The organism is Bartonella sp. ML70XJBT.G, from assembly GCF_028618575.1.
Classification (GTDB): Bacteria; Pseudomonadota; Alphaproteobacteria; order Rhizobiales; family Rhizobiaceae; genus Bartonella.
In genome coordinates this window covers 132,428-154,845 of the sequence record NZ_JAQITA010000003.1, presented here as the reverse complement: position 1 = coordinate 154,845, position 22,418 = coordinate 132,428, and the positions used below count along the sequence as shown (strand labels likewise).

Sequence of the window (22,418 nt, the reverse complement as noted above, 5' to 3'; positions counted from 1 at the left end):
TGGAACGATGGCACGGAAAATAAGCGAGGATTGTTTATATTGTTTGAAAAAGTGGGAAGGTTTGCGCTTGCAGGCTTATCAAGATGTCTCGGGTGTTTGGACGATTGGCTACGGACATACGGGAAAAGCTGGCAAACCAACAGTTATTGAGGGGATGGTGATTACAGAAAAAAAAGCTGAAACCATGCTTCTCGCAGATTTGCGCCAATATGAACAAGCGGTAGAAAAAGCAGTTGGTGTGAATTTAAGTGACGAGCAGTTTGGTGCTCTTGTTTCCTTTTGCTATAATGTAGGCATTCCAGCTTTCCAAAATTCTACGTTACTGAAAAAACTAAACAAAGGCGATTATGAAGCAATACCTGCTGAATTACAAAAGTGGACCAAAGCGGGAGGAAAACGTTTACAAGGTCTTGTCCACCGGCGTGCAGCAGAAGCAGGATTATGGGCAAAAGGCGCTTTTGTTTCCTCAAACTATCAAACCGTAGAAACGCAAGCACCAACAGGGCTTTTCAAAGCAGAAGCATTGGCACCCATTATTGGGTCTTTCTCAGGTCTTGGAGGTTTTTTAGCGGGCAATGGTCCAGTGCAATGGGCATTCGCTGCTGTTATGGTTTTAGCTGCAGCTGCTGGTTTTTTCTTTGTTGCTAAACGTTTTCAGGAGCAGAGTTTATGATCTTATGGATGAAAAAAAATCTCATGCTCACAGGTGCGGCTTTCGCCGCTTTTTTTATAGCTTTAGTAAAAGCTTTCACTCTTGGCAAAAAGGCTGAAGTGCAAAAGCAAACAGAAAATTCTTTAAAGGCAGCAACAACACGGCTTGAGGTGGAAGATGAAGTTAACAAAAAAACTGATGCTGATGTGCGTGCTGCTCTCTCTGACTGGTTGCGTGACCCATAAATATGCTTCTTCTTGTCTTGGTTGGTTGCCCATTTATTTAGACAAGAGAGATGTTGAGGTCATCAGTTCAAACTTAGCAAGAGAGATCTTAAAACATAATAAGCAAGGCGAACGCTTGTGTGGGTGGGAACATGGTAAGAAAAAAGGGTGAAAAACACACAGAGCTTACAGAAGCGGAAAAAGAAATGCTTCAAGAAATGATTATTACCTACCAAAGTGTGAAAGTGATGTCGCGTCTCATGAAATGGATAGTCTTTTTTCTTTTTTTGCTTATCCTTGATTTTGCCCGTCTTATGGATGCGATAGATAATGTCATTGCACATTTAAAACAGTGGTTGTCAAAGAATTAGATGCATCAAATTTCTCCTTAAAAACAGTCACCAAAAACACCTCGAAAAGAAGTCTTATTCGCAATAATTAAAGCAAGTCTGGAAAAAGTTTGTTAGAATCAGAAGAAATATTTCTTCTCGAATAGGACTTTTTATATTGGTTACATCATTTGGCAAAATTTTACGCAAACTTCGTATTGATCACTCTGAACGCCTTTTAGATATGGCTGAAAAATTAGATATATCTGTAGCATTTTTATCTTCAGTTGAAATTGGCAAAAAATCTGTACCGGTTGGTATGGAAGAAAAGATCATCAAGCTCTACGCTTTAAATCAAGATATAGCTTTTCTTTTAAGAAAAGAGGCTGACTCTTGCCGTAAGAGTTTTACAATAAAACCTTCTGATTCATTTGGGCGTGAAGTTGTTGGCATGTTTGTTAGAACTTTAGAAAATTTTTCACAACAGGATTTGACAGAATTTAAAAAATTATTGGAAAAAGTCGACAAAAAAGAAAGTGCTTTTTAGGGATAGGTTTGAAAATCCTATTCCCTAACCTAATTATACATTCCCTAACCATTAAAAAATATAAATAAAATCAATGTATTATAGCATATAATTTTATGGTTCGAATCCAGGTACCCCAGCCATACTTTAATGAAATCAATGAATCAAAGTTTAGCTTGAGAGTAGATTAACACCCTTAACCGTCATTTGCTATTTTTGGTCAAATATTTCATCAATGAATTTTTCAAGTAGTGAATCACAACCTAGGTCTACTGTTGGAGATTATCTCTCTGCAGGATTTTCTATGGGATATACGGGACATAATATGGGAGTGGTAATGGTGGACTTATAGGGGGCAGTTGGAGGACCACTAGGCGGTGTGGAGAAGGTCCTATTATTAGGAGGAAGAGCGGCTCTGGAGTAGGATTTGCTACAGGTCTGGGATATAAAGACTATGCATGTTATCGCTAATATAAAAATCAGCAGATATTTCTAAAATGAACAAGCTTGTAGGCATAATTATGTGTCTACAAACTTGACAGGAAGGTTTAGGTGCATAATTTTACAAAATTATATATTTAATTTGGATTTTTTTATGAGTGATCTTATTCGTATTATTGTAGAATTATTATCTTCTACATCTGCTTTATTTATATTTTTCTATGCAGCGTTTTTACAGTATAAATCTAAAGGTTATAGTAAAAAAGAAATTTGGAAAAAATTTTGTTAAGCATATTTTGGTTCATTATATTCGTTATATTATTGTCTATAACATTTTTTATTTGTATACGTTATTTATATGAACAATGATTATTTATTTATAAAATTGTTTCTATATGGAATTACATACATTCTATCAATATATATTATAAAATTAATTTATTTAATAACTTAAATAAATAATAAAAAATTATTTGTTATTTTTACATGTTATTATAAAAACTAATTATTATTTTTTATATATGACTGATCTTAAAAAAAATGTTTACTGATGGCATTTGGATAGTGTCTTTAAATATTAGCAATTATCGTTAGGAGTGCTTTTTTAAAAGCTTTTTTTATACTTTAAGAGTATGTCGTATTTAGATTATTATCTTTTGGTTGTTATCCACCATTTTGTGAGAGAGGGAGTGAAGCGATTTCTGTATCCAGTGCATTCATGAAATCGATAATAAAAGCAGCATTGGATCCTAAATCTCTTGGCAAATAACGAGAAGCAGAACGCATATCAACAAAAGTTGTATCGCCTTCATCGGTTAAACGTATGACGATATCTGAAACAAAACCAAGGTAAAAAGTTTTTGCCATCGTTTCGATATAAATCTCATGTTCTTCACTTTTAAGTTCTCGTTGAGCGATAATAGGCCAATCGTAAGCAGCTAATACATTAAGAACGCAATCGCTAATACGATCAGGAGGTCCGTCATAGCGACGCCCTGATATTTCCGGCCATTGTGACATTTGTAATGCCGTTTGTTTGATCAAAACACTCTTAAGCGGCAAAGCATTACTGGGGCGTGCTGTGCGAAAAAAAACTGGCGGTCTTTGTGTATCCGTAGAAATATCATGAAGAGCTGGTAAAGTAAACCAAAGTTCCCAAAACAGCATTAATGGTATGCTAGTAATTAGTGAATAAATAATTCCTTTTAAAGCTTTCATTCCCCCTAGAGCACCATACACCCACAAACTGTATAGGGCTTTGAATGCAAGGAAAAGAGAAACAACAACACAGCAAGAAGAGATGATGATCAAAATGATAAAAACAACGACATCAATCACAGAAAAACGCTGTAAAATTATTGAAAATAATAAAATAAAAAACGCGAGCCCTCCAAAACGGGGTGACCATACTGCTGCTCTTGAGATTAACTGAACATATGTTTTTTGCATGAAGCTTTCTTCCCCTCGACCATGGATTAGAAGCAAAATTTTTTCAGATTTTATATCTCACAAAAAGCTTCTGACCATACAACAAAAGTAAAGCACTTACTTTTAAGATCAAGGATGTGTGATGCCCATCAATTTCCAGTAATGCTTCTGAAGTATTCATTGAAAGCAATTATTATTTCTAGAGTTTATTATGGTACCGGTCCAGTTTTATAAGAATAGTTTATTATCACATAGACATAAATTCAGAGAACAAGTTATATTGTTGCGACAAGTCTGTTTGTCTAGAATTTTTAGCTATTTTGATGACTTTTAGTTCAAAAAAATACTTTCCTATCAAATAGGGTGCTTCTCTGCAACAGAGGTTATATTATATTGAAACAATGTGCTGTTTTCTATGCACTGTAATATAGCAGATTTATGTTTTAAGAGAAGATTGTTATGGCAATCATTATGATGATTTTTTATTTCAATAAAAAGTTTAGTTTTTAAAAAGTTGGAATGAGAATAGCCTTCTCATTCTTATATGAGATTAATGAAGGTTGGAAACAACCATTTTGATATAATTTTATAATATATTGATTTATAAATATAAGTTATCGTTTTTCATATTAAATGAGAGAGTTCAATATCGTAAGTTCTTTCATTTTAAATTCTCTTATGTTGGAACAATCAAAATCATTCCTTTGCATATTACAAATGGAATTGGCGCGTGGATAAAAAAATTTGAAGAAAGCAAGAAAATGTCTCTGATGAACACTCTCAAATACAAAGGCTATCATAACATAGGGACTAGTAAAGAATATGATGAAGCTCATAAGCGTAAAGATGATGGTGCACAATAGATTTTAATATCCCATTTATGGACGTTGTTGTGAAATCGCTTTGGGTGCATTGAGAGATGTTTTTATAAAACAAGCCCGTAAATATGCAACACAATAGCGTTCCATTTTTTGTAGGAGCTGTGCCTCTATATTAAAGAACGTGAAACATAAAGGCATGAGGCAATCACTAATCTTTATAATTGAATAATGCTATAGATATTTTTATTTACTTTTATAGAAAGAAACAGTCAGAGATTGTTGTGCTTTTATTCATTCAACCTGTGACAAGTCGCCGATGAGAAGAAAGCTTCACTTTCTTTCTTTGTAAGTAGGGAAGGTACAAAGATGCGTAAGAGTGCAAAACCTTTATTCAATTTTTTAGCAACCAGAACTGAATTTATATTATTTTTAGGCTTTGACTTTTTAAGCTCTATAATGTGTATTAGTTTTCCAATGATAAGATCAAGTGTAGCATCAGGGGCTGTTCGGTCATTTAGGCTGTAAAAAATAGTTCCATCTTGTGTATAAGCCGCGAGTGACCAAAATTGTGTTGTCTTCAAAGCCTTTAAATGAACAGGGCCATTTTCGAGATCAAATCTGCAGACTTTAAGAAGAAAGAATGGATCAACAGTCTTTTGCAGAGGATTATGCGAATCTAGGTCAACAAATTGATAAGGATCGCCTGATTTTTGAAGTTCTGTCCATATATTATTTTCTGCCCAATAAGGGATCAGAAAGAGAATGCAAATATGGACGATAAGAGCACCAATAATTACAAGAAATGCGGTGTGAAGGAATCTAATCACAGTTCATTTGTCCTGATGGAATTTGTTCTACAGAGGGCATTGTGAGCTTTTGCAAGGGTGTTGCGGAGATGATTGGGGTATCGTATAAGGTGAGAATAAGCCCAAATTCTTTTTGACCAACCGTTGCAAGCCAATTGCCGGTTTGGGGTGTTGGTGAGATATAGATGCTGAATGAGCCATCACTTTCATAGATAATATTGTTAGTATAAAGTTTGAAAGGGATATTCTTGGATGAAGTATATGGTTTGAGTGATTTGTCAGCAGTATAAAGTGTAAAGAGGCGAGCGTCAGGGATATCGCCTTTAAGTAAGTAATGGCAGTAAGGGTGTAATGGGCGCCCAGAGTTGTCTTTCCAAATTTGAAACACAAGTCCTTCTGTGTGTCCCATTGAAATATCACCTCGTTTGGCAGCGCGCGCGCGCGCATAGGGATCAGTGTTGGAGGTTCCCATGTCAGGGTAAGCGCTCCATTCTCCAATTGTGAAGCGTCCGAAATAAGGAAAGGAATTGAGTATATAATCGACACTCAGTGTTCCACATAAAAGGGCAAAAGCAAAGATGAAACAGGGAATGATAATCTTAACAAACATAATAGGATATCTCGAATTCAAAGTTTTGCTGCTCCGATCATTTCCCTTTTCAAAGAGATGGTAGGTGGCTTTTTCAGAGCATCGTTAATCAGACGCAAAATATCCAATGTTTCAGAGGAGAGTGTATAGGGTGTTGGGGGGACAAGTTCAGGATCATTATTAGAAGGATGTATTGGTGGTTGATAAGGCAGGAGAGAATGTTCAACACCATAGAGCTGTTTGAGCATGATATTTTGGTGTGCAGAAAGCATAATACGGTGCCATATCATGGCAGGAACACCGCCACCAAAAGCGCGATTCATTGGTGAAAAGTCATCATTGCCCATCCATACAGCTCCAGTATAATTACCGGTAAAGCCAACAAACCACGCATCGCGATAGGATTGTGATGTCCCAGTTTTTCCAGCTACAAGCGTCATGGGAAGGGCAGCGCGTTTACCTGATCCTCGTGTGGTCACACCAACCATCATTTGGTTCATATAAGCTGCTGATTGGCTAGTGAGAACTCGATGTAGTTTATTGCCGTTATGCTCAAAGTCCCATACCACATGTCCATCTATTGTTTTAATTTCTGTGAAACCATGGCGATTTCCAGCCATTCCCCCATTAGCAAAGACATTAAAACCGGTGGCTTGATCCATGGGCGTCATATTGGATGTCCCCAAAATCATCGTTTTATGGGATAAAATATGTGCCTCAATTCCCATATTTTTGATAAGATCTATGATGGGTTTTGTATCGCGGTTAAGATATTGATAGGTAAGATAGACAGGAACTGTATTGATGGAAAAGGCTAAAGCCGTTGCCAAATCAATTTTACCAAGATAACGACCAGAGTTATTTTTAGGTGACCAGCCCCCCCAATTGATAGGAGCATCTAAGACAATTGTTGAGGGAGACAGGCCATGTTCCATTGCGAGTGCATAAATATAAGGTTTGAATGAAGAGCCAGGTTGTCTGCCGCCTTGTGTTGCTCTGTTAAATTGGCTTTTATTATAATCTACTCCTCCAACCATTGCACGTACAGCGCCATTATTGTCGAGTATGACGGTGGCGGCTTGTGTGACACGATATTGTTGACCATATTGCTGTAAATGATACGCAATTGATTCCTCTGCTGCTTTTTGAATAGTCGGATCAAGGGTGGTTTGAATAATTAAATTGTGACTTGGCAGTTGATCACGCATTTTTTGGATTTCACCAAAGACCCAATCAAGAAAATAATCAGGTTGAGTATTTTTTACTTTTGGAAGTGCCCTAGCAGGATAACGATGGGCGTTGATAATTTGGCTCTCAGTCATAAAACCGCTATTGACAAGATTAGCAAGTACCACATTAGCACGTGTTTGGGCAGCAAAAAGGTGACGATGAGGAGCATATTTTGTTGGGGCTTTAAAGAGCCCTGCTAACATAGCGGATTCGCTAAGAGATATATTGCTGATGTTTTTTCCAAAATAAAATTTTGCAGCTGCTGCAATACCAAAATTATTTCCTCCCATATAGGCGCGATCAAGATAAAGTTGCAAAATCTGTTTTTTGCTCAAGTTTGCTTCTAGCCAAAGAGCAAGATAGGCTTCTCTGATTTTGCGTGTTATGGTTCGCTCATTTGTTAAGAACAGATTTTTAGCCAGTTGTTGTGTAAGGGTTGACCCCCCCTGAACCACGCTTTTAGCTTGCAAGTTTTGGGAAATTGCTCGCGTCAATCCTTGCAAGTCAATACCCCAGTGATCAAAAAAATGACGGTCTTCAGTCGCGAGAACAGCTTTAAGAACATAATCAGGCATTTCTTCAACGGGGACAGATACAGTTGGTAAGGCACCACGGTGACCAATGGGATTTCCATAGCGATCTAGAAAAAGAATGGAAAAATTTTTTGGCAAAGACCAATCTTTTTTTGTTAGTTCAAAAACGGAAAGACCAACAGCAGTAAAAAGAGTAAAACCGATCAATCCCAATGTGAGTGCTTCATTAAGAATTTCGACTATAAAGCGTTTCCATCCACGCATATGCAGAGATTGTGAGATGATTTTTGCCCTATTCCAGAAAAAACGATTGGCAGAGCAGAGTCGATAAAGTGTTGTATCAAAGAGTGCATCTAATTCAATGAGCGCAGGACTATGAAATGGTTTATGATGTTTTTTTTTCTTTTTTTTAAAAAAATAAAACATTGAAAAAGAGCCTATGGCAAAGCAATGCAACAAAATAAATTGAATAATAATTATATGGAGCAAAATTCATTTTTTGCTATAGCGCTAATTAGGAAAGTATTTATTTTAGAATGGTGATTATTTATTCTCTTGTAGAGAATGTATTAGATTTGATGATTTGTTTAAAACTTTTTTCTGTTCACTATTTTACCATTATTAAAAAGATTTTAGTTTGAAATCTTTTTAATTTTAGATAGCATTATGCTATTATTCTGTTATACAGAGGATCAATCATGACTCCAGTGTAATTTTTTGAATACACAAAAGCGGTTATTCACCCTATATTCATCTAAAATAGATTATGAAATGCGTATGATGAAAAAACTTTTCTTATTCATGATCATAGCAATTTTTGGGGGGGCATATTCTGTTTTGGCGTCTAATTGTGCTGAGGTAGGCAAAAAGGTGTCCGCCCAAGAAAAAGGGGTATTAGTCCGTTCAAAACCGGTTGTTCAGGATGGAAAAGATATGTGTGACATTGTGGTTGTTGTACCTGCTCGTAATGGTGAAAAGTTGCGCCGTGTTGAAGTTTCTGTTCCTGCCGAATAGTTTTTTGTAGATATTACATGCGTATTTTAATTGCCGAAGATGATAAAAATCTCAACCATCAATTAGCAGAAGCGGTGAAAAATGCGGGATATGTTTCAGATAGTGCTTTTGATGGTGAAGAGGCTTATTTTTTAGGAAGCACAGAGTCTTATGATGCTGTGATACTTGATATAGGATTGCCCCATATAGATGGAATTCGTGTTGTTGAAAAGTGGCGTCACGAGGGATACACCATGCCTATCTTAATACTAACAGCGCGAGATCGTTGGTCTGATAAGGTACGTGGCATTGATGCAGGCGCTGATGATTATGTTGTGAAGCCATTTCATTTGGAAGAAGTTATGGCGCGGCTACGGGCGTTAATTCGTCGTGCAACAGGACATGCAACAAGCACGTTATGCTGTGGGAGTGTTTTGTTAGATACCAAGACTTCTCGTGTTTTTGTTGATGGTCAGTTGATGAAATTAACATCCTATGAATTCAGACTTCTTTCATATCTCATGCATCATGGTGATAGGGTGGTTTCAAGAACCGAGCTTATCGAACATCTTTATGATCAGGATTTTGATAAGGATTCAAATACGATTGAAGTTTTTGTAGGTCGCTTACGTAAGAAGCTTGGAGTAGATTTGATTGAGACTATTCGAGGAATGGGCTATCGCGTGAGAACGCAAGGTGATCAATGAATGTTTTTTAAAAAGAACAACCGGTTGAAAAGGCTCTTTTTTTTCATTAGTAGATCTCTCAGTTTACGCGTTATGGTTTTATCAACATTATGGGTTGTTATTTCACTTTCATCCATTTCTGCAGTGAGTATTTTATTTTATCAGCGTTCAAGTGAACAAAATCTAGAGCGTATTCTTTCTACTCAGCTTTATAGCCTCATTGCAACGGTAACGGTTTCACCCGAGGGAAATTTGAGAGGCAGTGTTGGAATTGATGATATTCGTTATTTCGATCCAACAACAGGATGGTATTGGGAAGTTGTGGCGATATCCCATAATCTAAAAGGAAGATTGACATCACCATCCTTAGGAACAGGGAGTATATTTTCACCAAGCGATATTGAAATACCTTTTGACAATAAATTCTTTCGCTCTTATCGGATAAAGGGAGAGAATGGTCAGAATCTACAAGTCATTGAAAGTGATGTTGTTCTTGATAATCAAAATCATATTGCGCGTTTTCGTCTTGTAGGGAATATCGATGAAGCACATGCACAAGTACGAGAATTTAAACGGACTTTACAAATTTTTCTTTGGAGCTTTGGTATAGGAAGTGTTCTTATCAATATTGCTCTTATTTTCTTTAGTTTTCAACCTTTGAAGCTTATTCGACGCGCATTGAATGATATTCGCCAAGGTAGGGTTCATTATGTAAATACAGATTTAGTCAGTGAAGTGATGCCGCTAGCACAAGAGATGAATGCCCTCATCAATAATAATCAACGTATTATTGAACGGTTTCGCACACAGGTTGGAAATCTTGCACATTCATTAAAAACACCTCTCTCAGTGATGATGAATGAAGTTGATAAGATGTGTGGAGAACAGGCTCTTTTATTGAGGGAACAAACGCAAATTATGCAGGCCCAAATAAGTCATTATCTTCAGCGTGCGCGGATTGCAGCACAACGCGATAGTATCATTTATCATACCTCTGTTCGTAGAGTGGTTGATCGTTTGGTACGGGTGATGGAAAAGCTTAACCCTGAAAAACAGTTTCAATTTATCATGGATGTTGCTGATATTATTTTTTCTGGTGAAAGGGAAGATTTAGAGGAAATTGTAGGGAACTTGATTGAAAATGCTGCGCAGTGGTCTCGTACAAAAGTTCTGGTTTCTTGTGGTTTAGAAGAAGATCTTGAAAAAACAGAATATTTTAATATCCTCATAGAAGATGATGGCTCTGGTTTAACAGAAGATAAAATTGGTGATGCTTTAAAAAGAGGGCACCGGTTTGATGAAAGTAAGCCAGGAACAGGGTTAGGGTTAGCAATTGTTTCAGATATGGTCAATGAATATGGTGGAAAGCTTTTTTTATTGCGTTCTACCTTGGGAGGATTGTGTGCGAAAGTTGTATTACCAAGACGGAGATAAATATTTTTTGCTTAAGAGGCATGTATATTGAAGTTTATAAGTGCACAGCAGTGTTTTTATATAAAAACAAACAGTCTTTTCAGAGTTTTAAAGGGTATACCTGTTTATAATAGAAAAGCAAAAATAAATTTTTTTATGTTATTGATCTCTATGAGAAAAATGAATGATAAACTTGACAATACAGTTCATAGGAAAATGAGCTTTTATTATTTTATATCTATGTCTCTGTGAATAAAAGGGGAAAGTAAATTGGCTCGTTTTTTTAATTTTTGTCTTGGGTGCACAATGATATGCTCTTCTTCATTTTGATAGCATTTTTTTTCATTTTTTTAACGAGTATTCTTGTTCTTTCGCTTCCTTCCTCTGGTGCAAAAAAAGGGTTAAGCGTTCAAGGCATTGAGAGTGAAAGAAACCGTATGTATTCGGTTAAGTCTGATAAAGCTTTCGCTTATTATAAGAGTAAACATATTAAGGCCTTGAGTATTTTATTTGTCCTTCTTATCACTTGGAGCATTTATGGTCTTACAGGTAATCCAGAAGTTAAGAGTTATTTTTTTAGCGAACTCATGGATAAGGATCCCAAAACACTTAGCAAGCGTGAACAACTTATTCGCCTACAAACCCTTTTTTTTCGTACACCTCATGATGGTAAGTTAGCAGATGCATTAGCAGTAGGGTATCTTGAGGAAGGTCAATTTCAGGATGCTGTGAATGCTTATTTAGATGCGCTGCACTTGAATGGAGAAACAGCTCCAAGACTAGTTGGGTATGGTTTGGCTTTGATTGGTTATGAGGGGGGAATGATTACCCAAGAAGCACAAAATGCTTTTCAAAAAGCAGCAGATTTAGCGCCAAAAGATTTTTATCCTCGTTTATTAATCGCGGAAGCGCTTTATCAGGCAGGTAAGTCTGTACAGGCAGTGCAATCTTTACAAAATTTTCTTGATACAATGCCTAAAGATTTTACAGGACGATCACGTATTGAAGCCATGATGATGCAATTAGGGAATGCACCCAATTAGAATCTTAAGAAAAGTAATTTGAGATAGTTTAGAGGATTCAATCAGAGGGGATATTTGAAAGTAGTAAAGATATTGGATAAAAAGTTGCGCCTCTCTACAAGATATGCCAAGCTTATCTTGAAAGATAAGACCTCTTAATAATCAATGTTTATACACCGTATTTATAAAAGAATTTCCGTAGACAGTTTATGAACAATCCCTCGTTTCATACTTCTCCTTCATTGAGAGCTATTTTAAAGCAGCGTAAAAAAAATCGATTGCTAATCATTTTATCATGTTGTTTGGTGATAACAATTGCAATAAGTCTTATTATTTATGCAATGCGTCATACGGTAAGCTTTTTTAGAACACCCTCTGAAATTACAAGAGAAGATATTCTATCGGGACACCCTTTGCGTTTAGGCGGTTTTGTTGAAAAGGGAACTGTTCAATATGTTGGAGAGCTGGGCGTTGTTTTTTTTGTAACGGATAACACAAAACATGAAAAAGTGATTTTTAATGGTATCTTGCCAGATCTTTTTCGTGAGGGGCAGGGAATTATTGTAGAAGGATATTTTGATAAACAGGGTGTTTTTATAGGTAGGCGTGTTTTAGCAAAACATGATGAGACTTATATGTCAAAAGAAACAGCTGATCGCTTGAACAAGCATCACAGTGTGGAGAAGTAATTCGATTGTGCTTGTTGAACTAGGTCATCTTTTTTTATCTGCTGCCTTTGCCGTAAGTTTATTAGGGGCTTTTTTACCTGCTTTAGGTTTTTTGTGGAGGGAGCGTTCACTCATACAAGCCGCTTTTCCTCTAACATATATCACTTTTACATTATTATTCTTATCTTTTTTGATTATTGTTCATGCCTACATTGTTTCTGATTTTTCTGTTTTGAATGTGGTGGAGAATTCTCATTCAGAAAAAACAATACTTTATAAAATTGCTGGTGTTTGGGGAAACCATGAAGGATCCATGTTGCTATGGGTTTTAAGTCTCTCTTTTTTCAGTACATTGGTGGCATTGTTTAGCCAACATTTACCTGAGCATTTTAAGGCGCTTATTCTCATATGTCAAAGTTGGATTACAAGCGCTTTTCTTTTATTTATTCTTTTTATGTCCAACCCCTTTTTACGTGTTGATCCACCGGCATTACAGGGAAAGGATCTCAATCCTCTTTTACAAGATATTGCCTTAGCAATTCATCCACCACTTCTTTATTTAGGGTATGTTGGTTTTTCACTTTGTTTTTCTTTTGCAGTCGCTGCATTGATGATAGGATATGTCGATAGGCTTTGGGCGCGTTGGCTTCGTCCTTGGCTTTTACTTTCTTGGTGTTTTTTGACATTGGGTATTATGGTTGGGTCCTATTGGGCATATTATGAGTTAGGATGGGGTGGTTATTGGTTTTGGGATCCCGTTGAAAATGTTTCATTTATGCCTTGGCTTGCAGGAACAGCCCTTTTACATTCTGCTCTTGTTCTTGAAAAACGGGAAACATTGAAAAGTTGGACTTTATTTTTGGCTATTATTACTTTTTCCCTTTCTCTTATAGGAATTTTTCTTGTTCGCTCTGGTCTTTTAACCTCTATTCATAGTTTTGCTGTCGATCCAGCACGAGGACGAGCAATTCTTGCACTTTTATTCTTCTTCACGGGAGGTGCTTTATTTCTTTTTGCTTTGCGCGTACCTGTTTTGACAGCAGGAAGATTCTTCCAACCAATTTCACGTGAAGGTTTTATTGTTTTAAATAATTTGTTGCTCACAACGATAACAGCGACAATATTGATTGGTACACTTTACCCTTATTTGATTGAAGCATTAACGGGACAAAGAATTTCTGTAGGAGCTGCTTTTTTCAATCTTACCTGTGGGCCTTTAATGATGTTATTGTTATTATTGGTTCCATTTGGATCCATGATGTCGTGGAAACGGGGTGATTTTTTCGCAGTTCTTGAGCGGCTTTGGTTTGTTTTTGCATTAGTGTGTATAGCTTGTTTTATCGCATTTTACGCAGTTTCTTTGCGCGATATTTTTGTCATTTTAGGAATTGGGCTTTCAGCTTTTGTTTTCTTAGGCAGTTTAGCAGATCTTTGGGAAAAGAGTGGACATCACAAGATTGCTTTGAAGGTGCGGGTTAAGAGATTTATTGGATTACCATGGTCGGTATTTGGTGCAGCAATGGCGCATATGGGGTTAGGTGTTACATTGTTTGGTATTGTCTGTGTATCAACTTTTGGGCAAGAGCGTATTCTAACCATGCAGATAGGAGATATGGTAACGATAGCGGGTAAAACGCTTCATTTAGATGAAGTGCGCGATGGCGTTGGTCCGAATTACTCAGCAATGGAATTTTATTTTACAATATATGAAAAGAACAATGCTGTGCGTAATCTAACAGCTTCAAAGCGGTTTTATTCAAGTCAAAATACATCGACCACCGAAGTTGGTATTCAAAGTTATGGCTTATCTCAGCTCTATATTGTGCCAGGACGTATAGAGGGGCGGGAAGTCGTTGTGCATATATGGTGGAAGTCTTACATAATATGTGTTTGGTTAGGGGGATTGATGATGGCTATAGGTGGAAGCCTTTCTTTTTTGGGTTATTGGTTCCGCATGAGGGTGCATAATAGGAAACTTACGGTCAATGTTCTGAAAAGACATTAAGATGAACAATAGATTACTATGGATTTTCGTTTTTTTAATCGTGATTTTCTCTTTACGGTTAGTCGTAGCAGTGGAACCTGATGAAATTTTGCAGGATACAGTACTTGAAGCACGTGCACGAGATATTTCATCACATTTGCGCTGTCCGGTTTGTCAAAATCAATCAATTGATGATTCAGATGCTCCCCTAGCACGTGATTTACGACTTTTGATTCGAGAAAGATTAAAAATGGGGGATACGAATCAACAAGTGATTGATTTTCTTGTTGAGCGATATGGTGCATTTATTCTCTTGAAACCACCATTTAATAAAACAACTTGGTTTTTATGGCTGTTTCCTTTGATCATGATCATCACCATTGCAAGTGCTCTCTTTTTTCGGACAAGACGATATAAAGCAAAAAATAATGATCTTAAGGACTGATGCAGAGAAATTTAAGTCGTTTCAATTGTTTTTTTATCCTTATTGATAAGAATATGTCATTATATACTGAAACCTTACAAAACTTTAACAATTTAGACAGAAAACGGTAAGGTCTTCTGTTTTATAAGAGAGCGGCATTGGGATGAAAATATGATTGAATAGGAGCATATACCAAATGGTTAAAAAAACTTTCTTCAAAACATTAGCCGCAGTAAGTTTTTCTGTTGCGTTGGAAAGTGCACTGTTTTTTAGTGGTTGTGGATCAAGTTTGTGGACGACGACGGCTCATGCAAATTCTGTCTTTAGTTCATTAATACAACAGCAGGGGTTTGCCGATATTGTTGCTCAAGTAAAACCTGCGGTTGTAGCAGTGCAAGTAAAGAGCAATAAAAAGAAAGAAGAATGGTTCTTTAATAATTTTTTTAGTGGTCCAGGTTTTAACCAATTACCAGATCAACATCCTTTGAAGAGGTTTTTTAAAGAATTTTTTGATAACGATAAACCTAAAAATAAGTTTTCACAACGTTCAAATAGACTGCGTCCTATAGCTTTTGGATCGGGTTTTTTTATCTCTTCTGATGGTTATATTGTAACCAATGATCATGTGATTTCTGAAGGTACAAGTTATTCTGTTATTCTTGATGATGGTACAGAATTAACTGCAAAACTCGTTGGGAAAGATCCGCGAACTGATCTTGCAGTTTTGAAAGTAAATGATACAAGAAAATTTGCCTATGTTGATTTTGGTGATGATTCAAAACTTCGCGTTGGTGACTGGGTTATTGCCATTGGTAATCCATTTGGTCTTGGTGGAACTGTGACAGCAGGTATTGTTTCCTCACGTGGACGTGATATTGGCACGAGTGCTTATGATGATTTTCTTCAGATTGATGCTGCTGTTAATAGAGGAAATTCTGGCGGTCCAACTTTTGATCTTAATGGTAAGGTTGTGGGAGTTAATACCGCGATTTTCTCTCCTTCTGGAGGAAATGTTGGGATTGCTTTTGCTATTCCGGCAACAACAGCAAAACAAGTTGTACAACAACTGATCGAAAAAGGTTCCGTTCAGCGTGGTTGGCTTGGGGTTCAGATTCAGCCTGTGACGAAGGAAATTTCCGATTCGATAGGTTTGAAGGAAGCGAAGGGTGCTTTGGTTACTGATCCTTTAAAAGGACCAGCAGCAAAGGCTGGCATCAAGGCAGGTGATGTCATTCTTTCCGTGAATGGTGAAAAAATTAATGATTCTCGTGATCTAGCGAAGCGTATTGCAAATATTAAACCTGGAGAAACCATAACTTTGGGAGTCTGGAGATCTGGTAAAGAAGACAATATCAAGGTTAAACTCGCTTCGATGCCTGAAGATGAAGACAAAAAAGAGAGTGCAAAATATTCAAATGAGCGCGGTGATAGTGATCCAGATGAGACGTTGGAAGATTATGGTTTGATTGTTGCTCCTTCTGATGATGGTTTAGGGTTGGTTGTAACAGATGTGGATTCGGATTCAGATGCGGCAGATAAGGGAATACGTCCTGGTGATGTGATTGTAACAGTTAATAATAAATCTATTAAAAAGGTTTCTGATATTACTGATGCAATTAAGAATGCTCAAAAGTTAGGACGAAAAGCTATACTGCTACAAGTACGAACAAATGAACAAAATCGTTTTGTTGCTCTTCCAATTTTCAAAAAATAACCCTTTGTTATTAATAGGGCAGAGGTTTTGTAGACTTCTGTCCTATCAGGCGATTTTATAAAAATAACGGAGATACGTTTTATGAAGATACTCGTTATCGAAGATGATCGTGAGACGGGGCGTTATCTCGAAAAAGCTTTTTTGGAAGCGGGGCATTCGGTTGATGTTGCCTATGATGGGGATACTGGATACGCCTTAGCTGAAACGGAAAACTACGATGTCATGGTTGTTGATCGAATGCTTTTACATCGTGATGGTCTTTCTATTATTTCTGAATTGCGTGCGAAAGGCAATGAAACACCAGTGCTCATCCTTTCGGCCTTAGGGCAAGTGGATGATCGTGTGGCGGGTTTGCGTGCAGGAGGGGATGATTATTTGACAAAGCCTTATGCTTTTTCTGAACTTCTTGCTCGTGTTGAAGTGTTGCAGCGTCGGAAAAATCCTAAAGAAGCAGAAACAGTTTATTGTGTAGGCAATCTTGAGCTTGATCGGTTAACACATACAGTAAAACGGGGTGACAGAAATATCCTCTTGCAACCACGAGAGTTTCGTCTCCTTGAATATTTGATGCGATATGCTGGTCAAGTTGTGACACGTACTATGCTTTTGGAAAATGTCTGGGATTATCATTTTGATCCCCAGACAAATGTCATTGATGTTCATATCTCTCGTTTGAGAGCAAAAATTGAAAAAGAATTTGATGTCCCCCTTCTCCATACTGTGCGGGGAGCTGGTTATATGTTGAAAGCACCAGATAAAAAAATATGAATCGTTTGCTCAATATTATGCGCACAACAGCGCTAAGGCTTTCAGCACTTTATATTTTATTGTTCGGGTTGGTTGCAACAGGGCTTTCTCTTTATATGACAGATTTTTCCGCTTCATTGCTAACAGAGCAAACGGAGCAAGCTTTACATGAAGAATTAAGATATATTGAAGATTCTTATAATTATGGTGGACTTCCTTTATTAATTCGCACGATTGATTATCGTTCACGTCGACCAGGAGCTTTTCTTTATCTTGTTGCTGATCCTATGGGGCGTATTTTAGCAGGCAATGTTGCACGTATTGAATTAGGCCTTTTGAGTCATAATGGCTTGATTGCCAATTCCTTTTTATATTCACGTTTTGGAGAACATGGCAAAACAAGTGAACATCGCGCTTTGGCAATTGTTTTTGATTTACCCAATGGTATGAAGGTTCTGATAGGACGAGATTTAGACGAGCCAGAACGTTTTGCGGCGGTTATTCGTAAAGCAGTTATGATTGCTCTTATCGCAATGGTTGGAGGGGCTTTACTCATATGGTTTTTTGTTGGGAGACGAGCATTACAAAGGATAGATCATGTCACAGCGGCCTCACAGCGTTTAATGGAGGGAGATTTCAGTGGGCGTTTACCGGTTTCTGGGGTAGGGGATGAGTTTGATCGATTATCTGCTAACCTTAATATTATGTTAGACCGTATTGAAGAATTAAATATTGGTTTGCGTCAAGTATCTGATAATATTGCTCATGATTTAAAAACACCGCTAACACGCCTTAGAAATCGCGCGGAAGAAGCGCTTTCTGGGCAAAAGACAAAGCTTGAATATCGTCAAGCACTGGATATTGTTATTGCTGAATCAGATCAACTTATTCGTACTTTTAATGCGATTTTGATGATTTCGCGTATTGAAGCCAGCAGTGCAATTGAGCATCTTGAGGTTATGAATATGAAGCTGATCCTTGAAGATGCCGTTGAACTTTATGAACCTTTTGCTGAAGAATCAGGTGTTTTACTTCGGTTAGGGGATACATTTGATAAAGAGCTGAAATTAAATCGTGAGCTTATTGCACAATCGATTTTTAATCTCATTGATAATGCGATTAAATATGCTCCTAAAGATGGAAGGGAAGCAAAAGTTTGCTTATCGATGGAATATCGTGGGGAGCATTTGTTGGTTGTTGTGAGCGATAATGGTCCAGGAATTGCAGCGGATAAACGTGAAAAAGTAACAGAACGCTTTGTTCGCCTTGAAGAAAGTCGTACACAGCCTGGTTTTGGTATTGGTTTAAGTATCGCAAAAGCTGTTATGAAACTTCACGGAGGTGAATTGTTACTTGAAAATGCAAATCCAGGGTTGAGGGCTGTTTTATTATTTCCTTAAAAAATATTTCTGTTTCATAGTTTGATATATCGATGACTATTTTTTCCCTTAGAGTATAAAGCAAAAGAAAGAAGCGAAAATGCTTTTTTAAAAACACAGCGTCTCCCCTTATAGACTCTTGATAAAAGGGGTTCGCGATGGCTGAAAGAAATTGAAGAACAAGCAAGAAAATAAAATTGAGAGTCACTTGTTTCCTTGATTGCAGATAAGGAAAATCAGATTAAATTTATAAGGGCTGTGGTGACCTTATCATCTTTGTTACGTGAGGTTTTAATAGCTAATCCACTCGATCTGAGGTTCTTATTGATAGAGAAACAGACTAAACGAAATTATAGATGACATTGTGTTTATTGATAAGAGTGAAACTACATACGAAGCGTTACGAATGGCTGCTTGAAGGCGCAAAAAATAGGCAGCACAATGTTCTCATTGCTTAGCGGATTTGAATGGTGTTTTTACTTTAAGAAGTTTTGTGCGTTTGGTTGAGAGGTTGAAAGAAGCTACATGAAGTGTGATTCTACCTTTTCTCTTAAGAGAAGTACATGATCATGTTAAGATAAATGTAGCGTGGCGTAAAGATTAAAAAAAGATTGTGGCTTCATCGTTTTAGGAAGAGAAAATTCGAGGCAGAAAAATTGAAAAATTCTTTTGATATTGGTCGTATTGTTTTCATTGAGAAAATGTCACGACATATTGATAATTTTTCTGAGAGCATAGATTTTTCTCTAAAATGGTACGTCTATTAATCCGTATCATTCAAGAACGTTCTGCGGAGAGATATGTTGTTCGTCTTGATTTTCTACCTTCGATCAGATCTAAATTCAACGCCTTTAGCTATTAGTAAGGCCTGCATTGCGTTATTACGAGGAATGTTGGACAAAGTTGGTAGCGTACAGCTACCATGAGCCACGTTTGGTTGCGTGTGATAAAAAGGCAAACTTTAATTTATCAAAAAGTTTTTTTCATAGCAAGTAAGCATTTTCCTCAATGAGGTGAACGTCAAACAGTTTCAATGTTAACAGAAGTTTGCATGTTTGATTGGAACAGGGATAAAACGAGAGGTAGCCTTATAAAAATTATAGTTTTTCATGAAATGTGGAACACCGTATTGAGAGACTTACGGATCAACAAAAGCCTCTTCTCTCCAAGGATATTTCTCAATTTACCAATGTTGCCTATTGAAGAGGGAAACAAGAGAGAAATAGTTTTATTGGCGATTTATTTAAAATGCTTTAGGTTGTTGAAAAACATGACGCAGCGTTGTTTGAGAACGAGCAAGAACTTGGTTTTAAAATGAGCAATGTAGTTTTTATCGGTGAAGAAGATGATCCAAAGAGATTAATCACCATAAGCCGTTTAAGTTTTGGAAGAGCGAGTGATATTTGTCGTATTATGGGTAAACGCCGTTTGAGGTGTTATATGGCAATGCAATTGGCGCAAACGCGTGAGAGATTAACAGAATTCACATCTCCATTTTGAAAAGCTTTTGGAGTGACAAGACGAAACAATGAGTGATGTTATGGTTCGACAATTTTTTACAAGAATTGTCTTCAAAATTTAGCTTTTGAGTCTTTTGTAGTCTAATCCCTCTCTTTTAGATATGTTGGTCGTTATCATGGGAGATTTTCTACGCCCTGCGGAAATTATTATATGTACACCCCATGTTTTTGATGGAATGTTAGATCCAATTATTTTTTCAGAATTGCCAATAAAAATGTACTTAGAAAAAACGTGAATGTTTTCTTGAAGGTATTTTTTCGTATGAAGAAATTCTCGACCACTTAAGAGTTTTTGCTGATGAGCAACGTTTTTTGATGGGTATTCGAATGTTAAACGGTACCATGACAATACTGAAAAGTTTCTATGGTAAATTCATTCTATGTTTTATTATTTATTGAGAAAGGTGAAATGCACTCTTTAAAATTTAGGGTGAATGATATTATTTATTAGCTTTTCCATTGAATGCGTATTATGGCACGATCGTGCCTATTCACCTAGAGCGCATATCAAATCAAATACATTTCATGAATTTAAAGAAGACTACGAAGCTTTTTCAAAAGAGATTGAGTAAGTGTCTTTACGGCATAAATTGAGATAAAATATCACGAGGTTATAACGATTGTTTTCTATCTCACTGATAACGAAACTCTAATGCGAAAAAGTAAAGCATAAAGCTTGATGAATTATCTCGCCAACTTCTTTTCAAATTTCAAAAATTGAAACGACAACCTCTTATATACAACCTCTTATATAATGTAGTAAAATATAGACAAACGAAAGTCTGAGTTATATTCAGGAAGAATATGTAGTTTAAAAAAACTATTACAACATAGTTTTCTAAAAAATGCTTGTCGTTTTCAAAAGAGATCTAATTTTTCTATGACTGTATCATTTTTACTACAGATTTTTTGAAAAAAATATGAAACTATTTCATTATTACATGTCACATTAGCTTTTAGGGGAGCAATTATGACTACAAAATATTTAATCACAACTTCTCTTTTTTCTTTAACTTTAATTTCTGCAGTACAGGCAGCGGATGTTAGGATACCAGAACAGCCGGCACCTGTTGTACCTATTATTGCAGCTCCATCTTTTTCTTGGACAGGATTTTACCTTGGAGGTCAAATAGGTAATTTTTCAAGTAAACCCCGTGCAAATTATTTAAGAGATGAGGAGACAGGGCAATGGTTTCCGGTTAACAAGGAATATTTACCTAAACTTTCTGGTTTTATAGGTGGTATTTATGCAGGTTCCAATATTGATATCAACAATGGTTTTATTGTAGGTATTGATACGGATATCATGTGGGTGAATAAAAAGGATACAAAGGAGGTCGGTGTACCAAAAGGGAGTCAAACTGAGGAAGCAGCACAATCTTCAGGAAAATCAATGAGAGCGAAAGCTTCTCGAGATGATCCTCCTTCTCCAGAGACATCTTCTGAAATTATTTATCATACTCTAAAACAAAAATGGGCTGGTGCTACACGGGCGAGAGTTGGTTTTTCTATTGATCGTTTTATGCCTTATGTGGCCGGAGGTATTGCTTATACGCAGCTTCGTAGTATTTTTTCCAAGGATTCTGATATAGAAAAGAAAGCAGTGGACCTTTCTGACTGGTTGGAAGATGAAAAAAAGACCATGATTGGTTATACTCTTGGAGGCGGTGTTGATTTTGCAATGACCGATAATATTGTTATGCGTGCGGAATACCGCTATTCAGATTTCGGCAAAAAGAAGTTTGTACATGATAGAGTTGAAATGCGCTATAAAACGAATGATTTCCGTGTTGGCGTAGCATATAAATTTTAAACTGTTTTACAATGAAATGATTTTAAAGTCCCATTTTCGAATGGGGCTTTTATTTTTCAGATATGTGCTGGAGAATATTTCTAAAAAGAAACATGTCATCTTATTTGGAGTATCTTGAATAATAGTCTTTTCTCTTTTGTAGTGATAAATATTTTATTGAGATAACAAAATAGGACACAAATAGAGAGCATTTTGCAAGAGCAAGCCCAATAAACAGGAAGTTAAATAGAGTTTGTAAAGATAAGTAGAAAAAAAATTATATCATGTATTTTAAAATGTTATAGAATATCTGATGTTTGAATGTTTGAAGATGTAGAACAGAAAAGAGCTTCACTACAAAATTTGGAAAAGGTTTTATCTCAAATATTATTATCAGCTGCTAAAGAAAGAGCACTATAAGCATAAGAATAGCTAGGATAAGGTAGCAATAAATAGCGGCATCGTGAAATACACAAAAGATTCATTACGGATGCGAA

At 36.6% G+C, this 22,418-nt stretch carries 20 protein-coding genes and 1 pseudogene; 17 read left to right on the top strand and 4 right to left on the bottom strand.

Annotated elements, in window-relative coordinates; translation table 11 throughout:
• The first annotated feature begins 7 nt into the window (after window positions 1-7).
• From PVV64_RS02720 to PVV64_RS02700, 5 genes are all read left to right on the top strand, one after another.
• A complete protein-coding gene (locus PVV64_RS02720) occupies window positions 8-673 on the top strand; it encodes a lysozyme (RefSeq protein WP_273759634.1) in 666 nt (221 codons plus the stop codon).
• Complete coding sequence (locus tag PVV64_RS02715) at window positions 670-897, top strand: hypothetical protein (RefSeq protein ID WP_273759632.1); 228 nt, start codon at window positions 670-672, stop codon at window positions 895-897. Before PVV64_RS02720 ends, PVV64_RS02715 begins: the two co-directional genes overlap by 4 nt.
• Entirely contained in the window at window positions 830-1,048 is a 219-nt protein-coding gene (locus tag PVV64_RS02710; RefSeq protein ID WP_273759684.1) for a hypothetical protein, read from the top strand. Before PVV64_RS02715 ends, PVV64_RS02710 begins: the two co-directional genes overlap by 68 nt.
• Window positions 1,029-1,247 carry a hypothetical protein gene (locus tag PVV64_RS02705; protein ID WP_273759630.1) on the top strand — a complete coding sequence of 73 codons (219 nt, stop codon included), beginning with the start codon at window positions 1,029-1,031 and terminating at the stop codon, window positions 1,245-1,247. The genes PVV64_RS02710 and PVV64_RS02705 overlap by 20 nt, the downstream gene beginning before the upstream one ends.
• Window positions 1,248-1,383: 136 nt before the next feature.
• The gene (locus PVV64_RS02700; protein WP_273759628.1) at window positions 1,384-1,752 is read left to right on the top strand and encodes a helix-turn-helix domain-containing protein; all 369 of its coding nucleotides are present in this window, start codon (window positions 1,384-1,386) and stop codon (window positions 1,750-1,752) included.
• Between the two features lie 1,083 nt (window positions 1,753-2,835).
• Here the strand turns inward: PVV64_RS02700 and PVV64_RS02695 are convergent.
• The 4 genes from PVV64_RS02695 to PVV64_RS02680 all read right to left on the bottom strand — a co-directional run bounded on the left by PVV64_RS02695 (window position 2,836) and on the right by PVV64_RS02680 (window position 8,005).
• A complete protein-coding gene (locus PVV64_RS02695) occupies window positions 2,836-3,621 on the bottom strand; it encodes a DUF1499 domain-containing protein (protein WP_273759626.1) in 786 nt (261 codons plus the stop codon).
• A 1,087-nt stretch (window positions 3,622-4,708) separates the two neighbouring features.
• Complete coding sequence (locus PVV64_RS02690; RefSeq protein WP_273759624.1) at window positions 4,709-5,248, bottom strand: hypothetical protein; 540 nt, start codon at window positions 5,246-5,248, stop codon at window positions 4,709-4,711.
• Entirely contained in the window at window positions 5,241-5,837 is a 597-nt protein-coding gene (locus PVV64_RS02685; RefSeq protein ID WP_273759622.1) for a DUF1214 domain-containing protein, read from the bottom strand. The genes PVV64_RS02690 and PVV64_RS02685 overlap by 8 nt, the downstream gene beginning before the upstream one ends.
• A gap of 17 nt (window positions 5,838-5,854) precedes the next feature.
• The gene (locus PVV64_RS02680) at window positions 5,855-8,005 is read right to left on the bottom strand and encodes a transglycosylase domain-containing protein (RefSeq protein ID WP_273759621.1); all 2,151 of its coding nucleotides are present in this window, start codon (window positions 8,003-8,005) and stop codon (window positions 5,855-5,857) included.
• Window positions 8,006-8,356: 351 nt separating this feature from the next.
• Here PVV64_RS02680 and PVV64_RS02675 point away from each other — a divergent pair, with 351 nt between their 5' ends.
• The 12 genes and pseudogenes from PVV64_RS02675 (at window position 8,357) to PVV64_RS02620 (ending at window position 21,942) form a co-directional block, all read left to right on the top strand.
• Window positions 8,357-8,593, top strand: a complete 237-nt coding sequence (locus PVV64_RS02675; RefSeq protein ID WP_273759620.1) for a hypothetical protein — start codon at window positions 8,357-8,359, stop codon at window positions 8,591-8,593.
• 17 nt (window positions 8,594-8,610) lie between these two features.
• Entirely contained in the window at window positions 8,611-9,279 is a 669-nt protein-coding gene (locus PVV64_RS02670) for a response regulator transcription factor (protein WP_273759619.1), read from the top strand.
• The gene (locus PVV64_RS02665; protein ID WP_273759618.1) at window positions 9,280-10,692 is read left to right on the top strand and encodes an ATP-binding protein; all 1,413 of its coding nucleotides are present in this window, start codon (window positions 9,280-9,282) and stop codon (window positions 10,690-10,692) included.
• A gap of 290 nt (window positions 10,693-10,982) precedes the next feature.
• Complete coding sequence (locus PVV64_RS02660) at window positions 10,983-11,714, top strand: cytochrome C biogenesis protein CycH (RefSeq protein WP_273759616.1); 732 nt, start codon at window positions 10,983-10,985, stop codon at window positions 11,712-11,714.
• Window positions 11,715-11,902: 188 nt separating this feature from the next.
• Window positions 11,903-12,382 (top strand): cytochrome c maturation protein CcmE, encoded by a 480-nt coding sequence (ccmE, locus tag PVV64_RS02655; protein ID WP_273759614.1) that lies wholly within the window; start codon window positions 11,903-11,905, stop codon window positions 12,380-12,382.
• Between the two features lie 7 nt (window positions 12,383-12,389).
• The gene (locus PVV64_RS02650) at window positions 12,390-14,366 is read left to right on the top strand and encodes a heme lyase CcmF/NrfE family subunit (protein WP_273759612.1); all 1,977 of its coding nucleotides are present in this window, start codon (window positions 12,390-12,392) and stop codon (window positions 14,364-14,366) included.
• A 1-nt stretch (window position 14,367) separates the two neighbouring features.
• Window positions 14,368-14,790, top strand: coding sequence for a cytochrome c-type biogenesis protein (locus PVV64_RS02645; RefSeq protein ID WP_273759610.1), 423 nt, complete (start codon window positions 14,368-14,370; stop codon window positions 14,788-14,790).
• A gap of 175 nt (window positions 14,791-14,965) precedes the next feature.
• Entirely contained in the window at window positions 14,966-16,483 is a 1,518-nt protein-coding gene (locus PVV64_RS02640; protein WP_273759608.1) for a Do family serine endopeptidase, read from the top strand.
• Between the two features lie 81 nt (window positions 16,484-16,564).
• Window positions 16,565-17,251: a response regulator transcription factor gene (locus PVV64_RS02635; protein ID WP_273759606.1), complete on the top strand. Its 687-nt coding sequence runs from the start codon at window positions 16,565-16,567 to the stop codon at window positions 17,249-17,251.
• Complete coding sequence (locus PVV64_RS02630) at window positions 17,248-18,630, top strand: HAMP domain-containing sensor histidine kinase (protein WP_273759604.1); 1,383 nt, start codon at window positions 17,248-17,250, stop codon at window positions 18,628-18,630. Before PVV64_RS02635 ends, PVV64_RS02630 begins: the two co-directional genes overlap by 4 nt.
• Before the next feature lie 75 nt (window positions 18,631-18,705).
• Window positions 18,706-20,477, top strand: a pseudogene (locus tag PVV64_RS02625) (bifunctional [glutamine synthetase] adenylyltransferase/[glutamine synthetase]-adenylyl-L-tyrosine phosphorylase); the annotation flags it as partial.
• A gap of 622 nt (window positions 20,478-21,099) precedes the next feature.
• Window positions 21,100-21,942: an outer membrane protein gene (locus PVV64_RS02620; protein ID WP_273759602.1), complete on the top strand. Its 843-nt coding sequence runs from the start codon at window positions 21,100-21,102 to the stop codon at window positions 21,940-21,942.
• Window positions 21,943-22,418 lie beyond the last annotated feature (476 nt).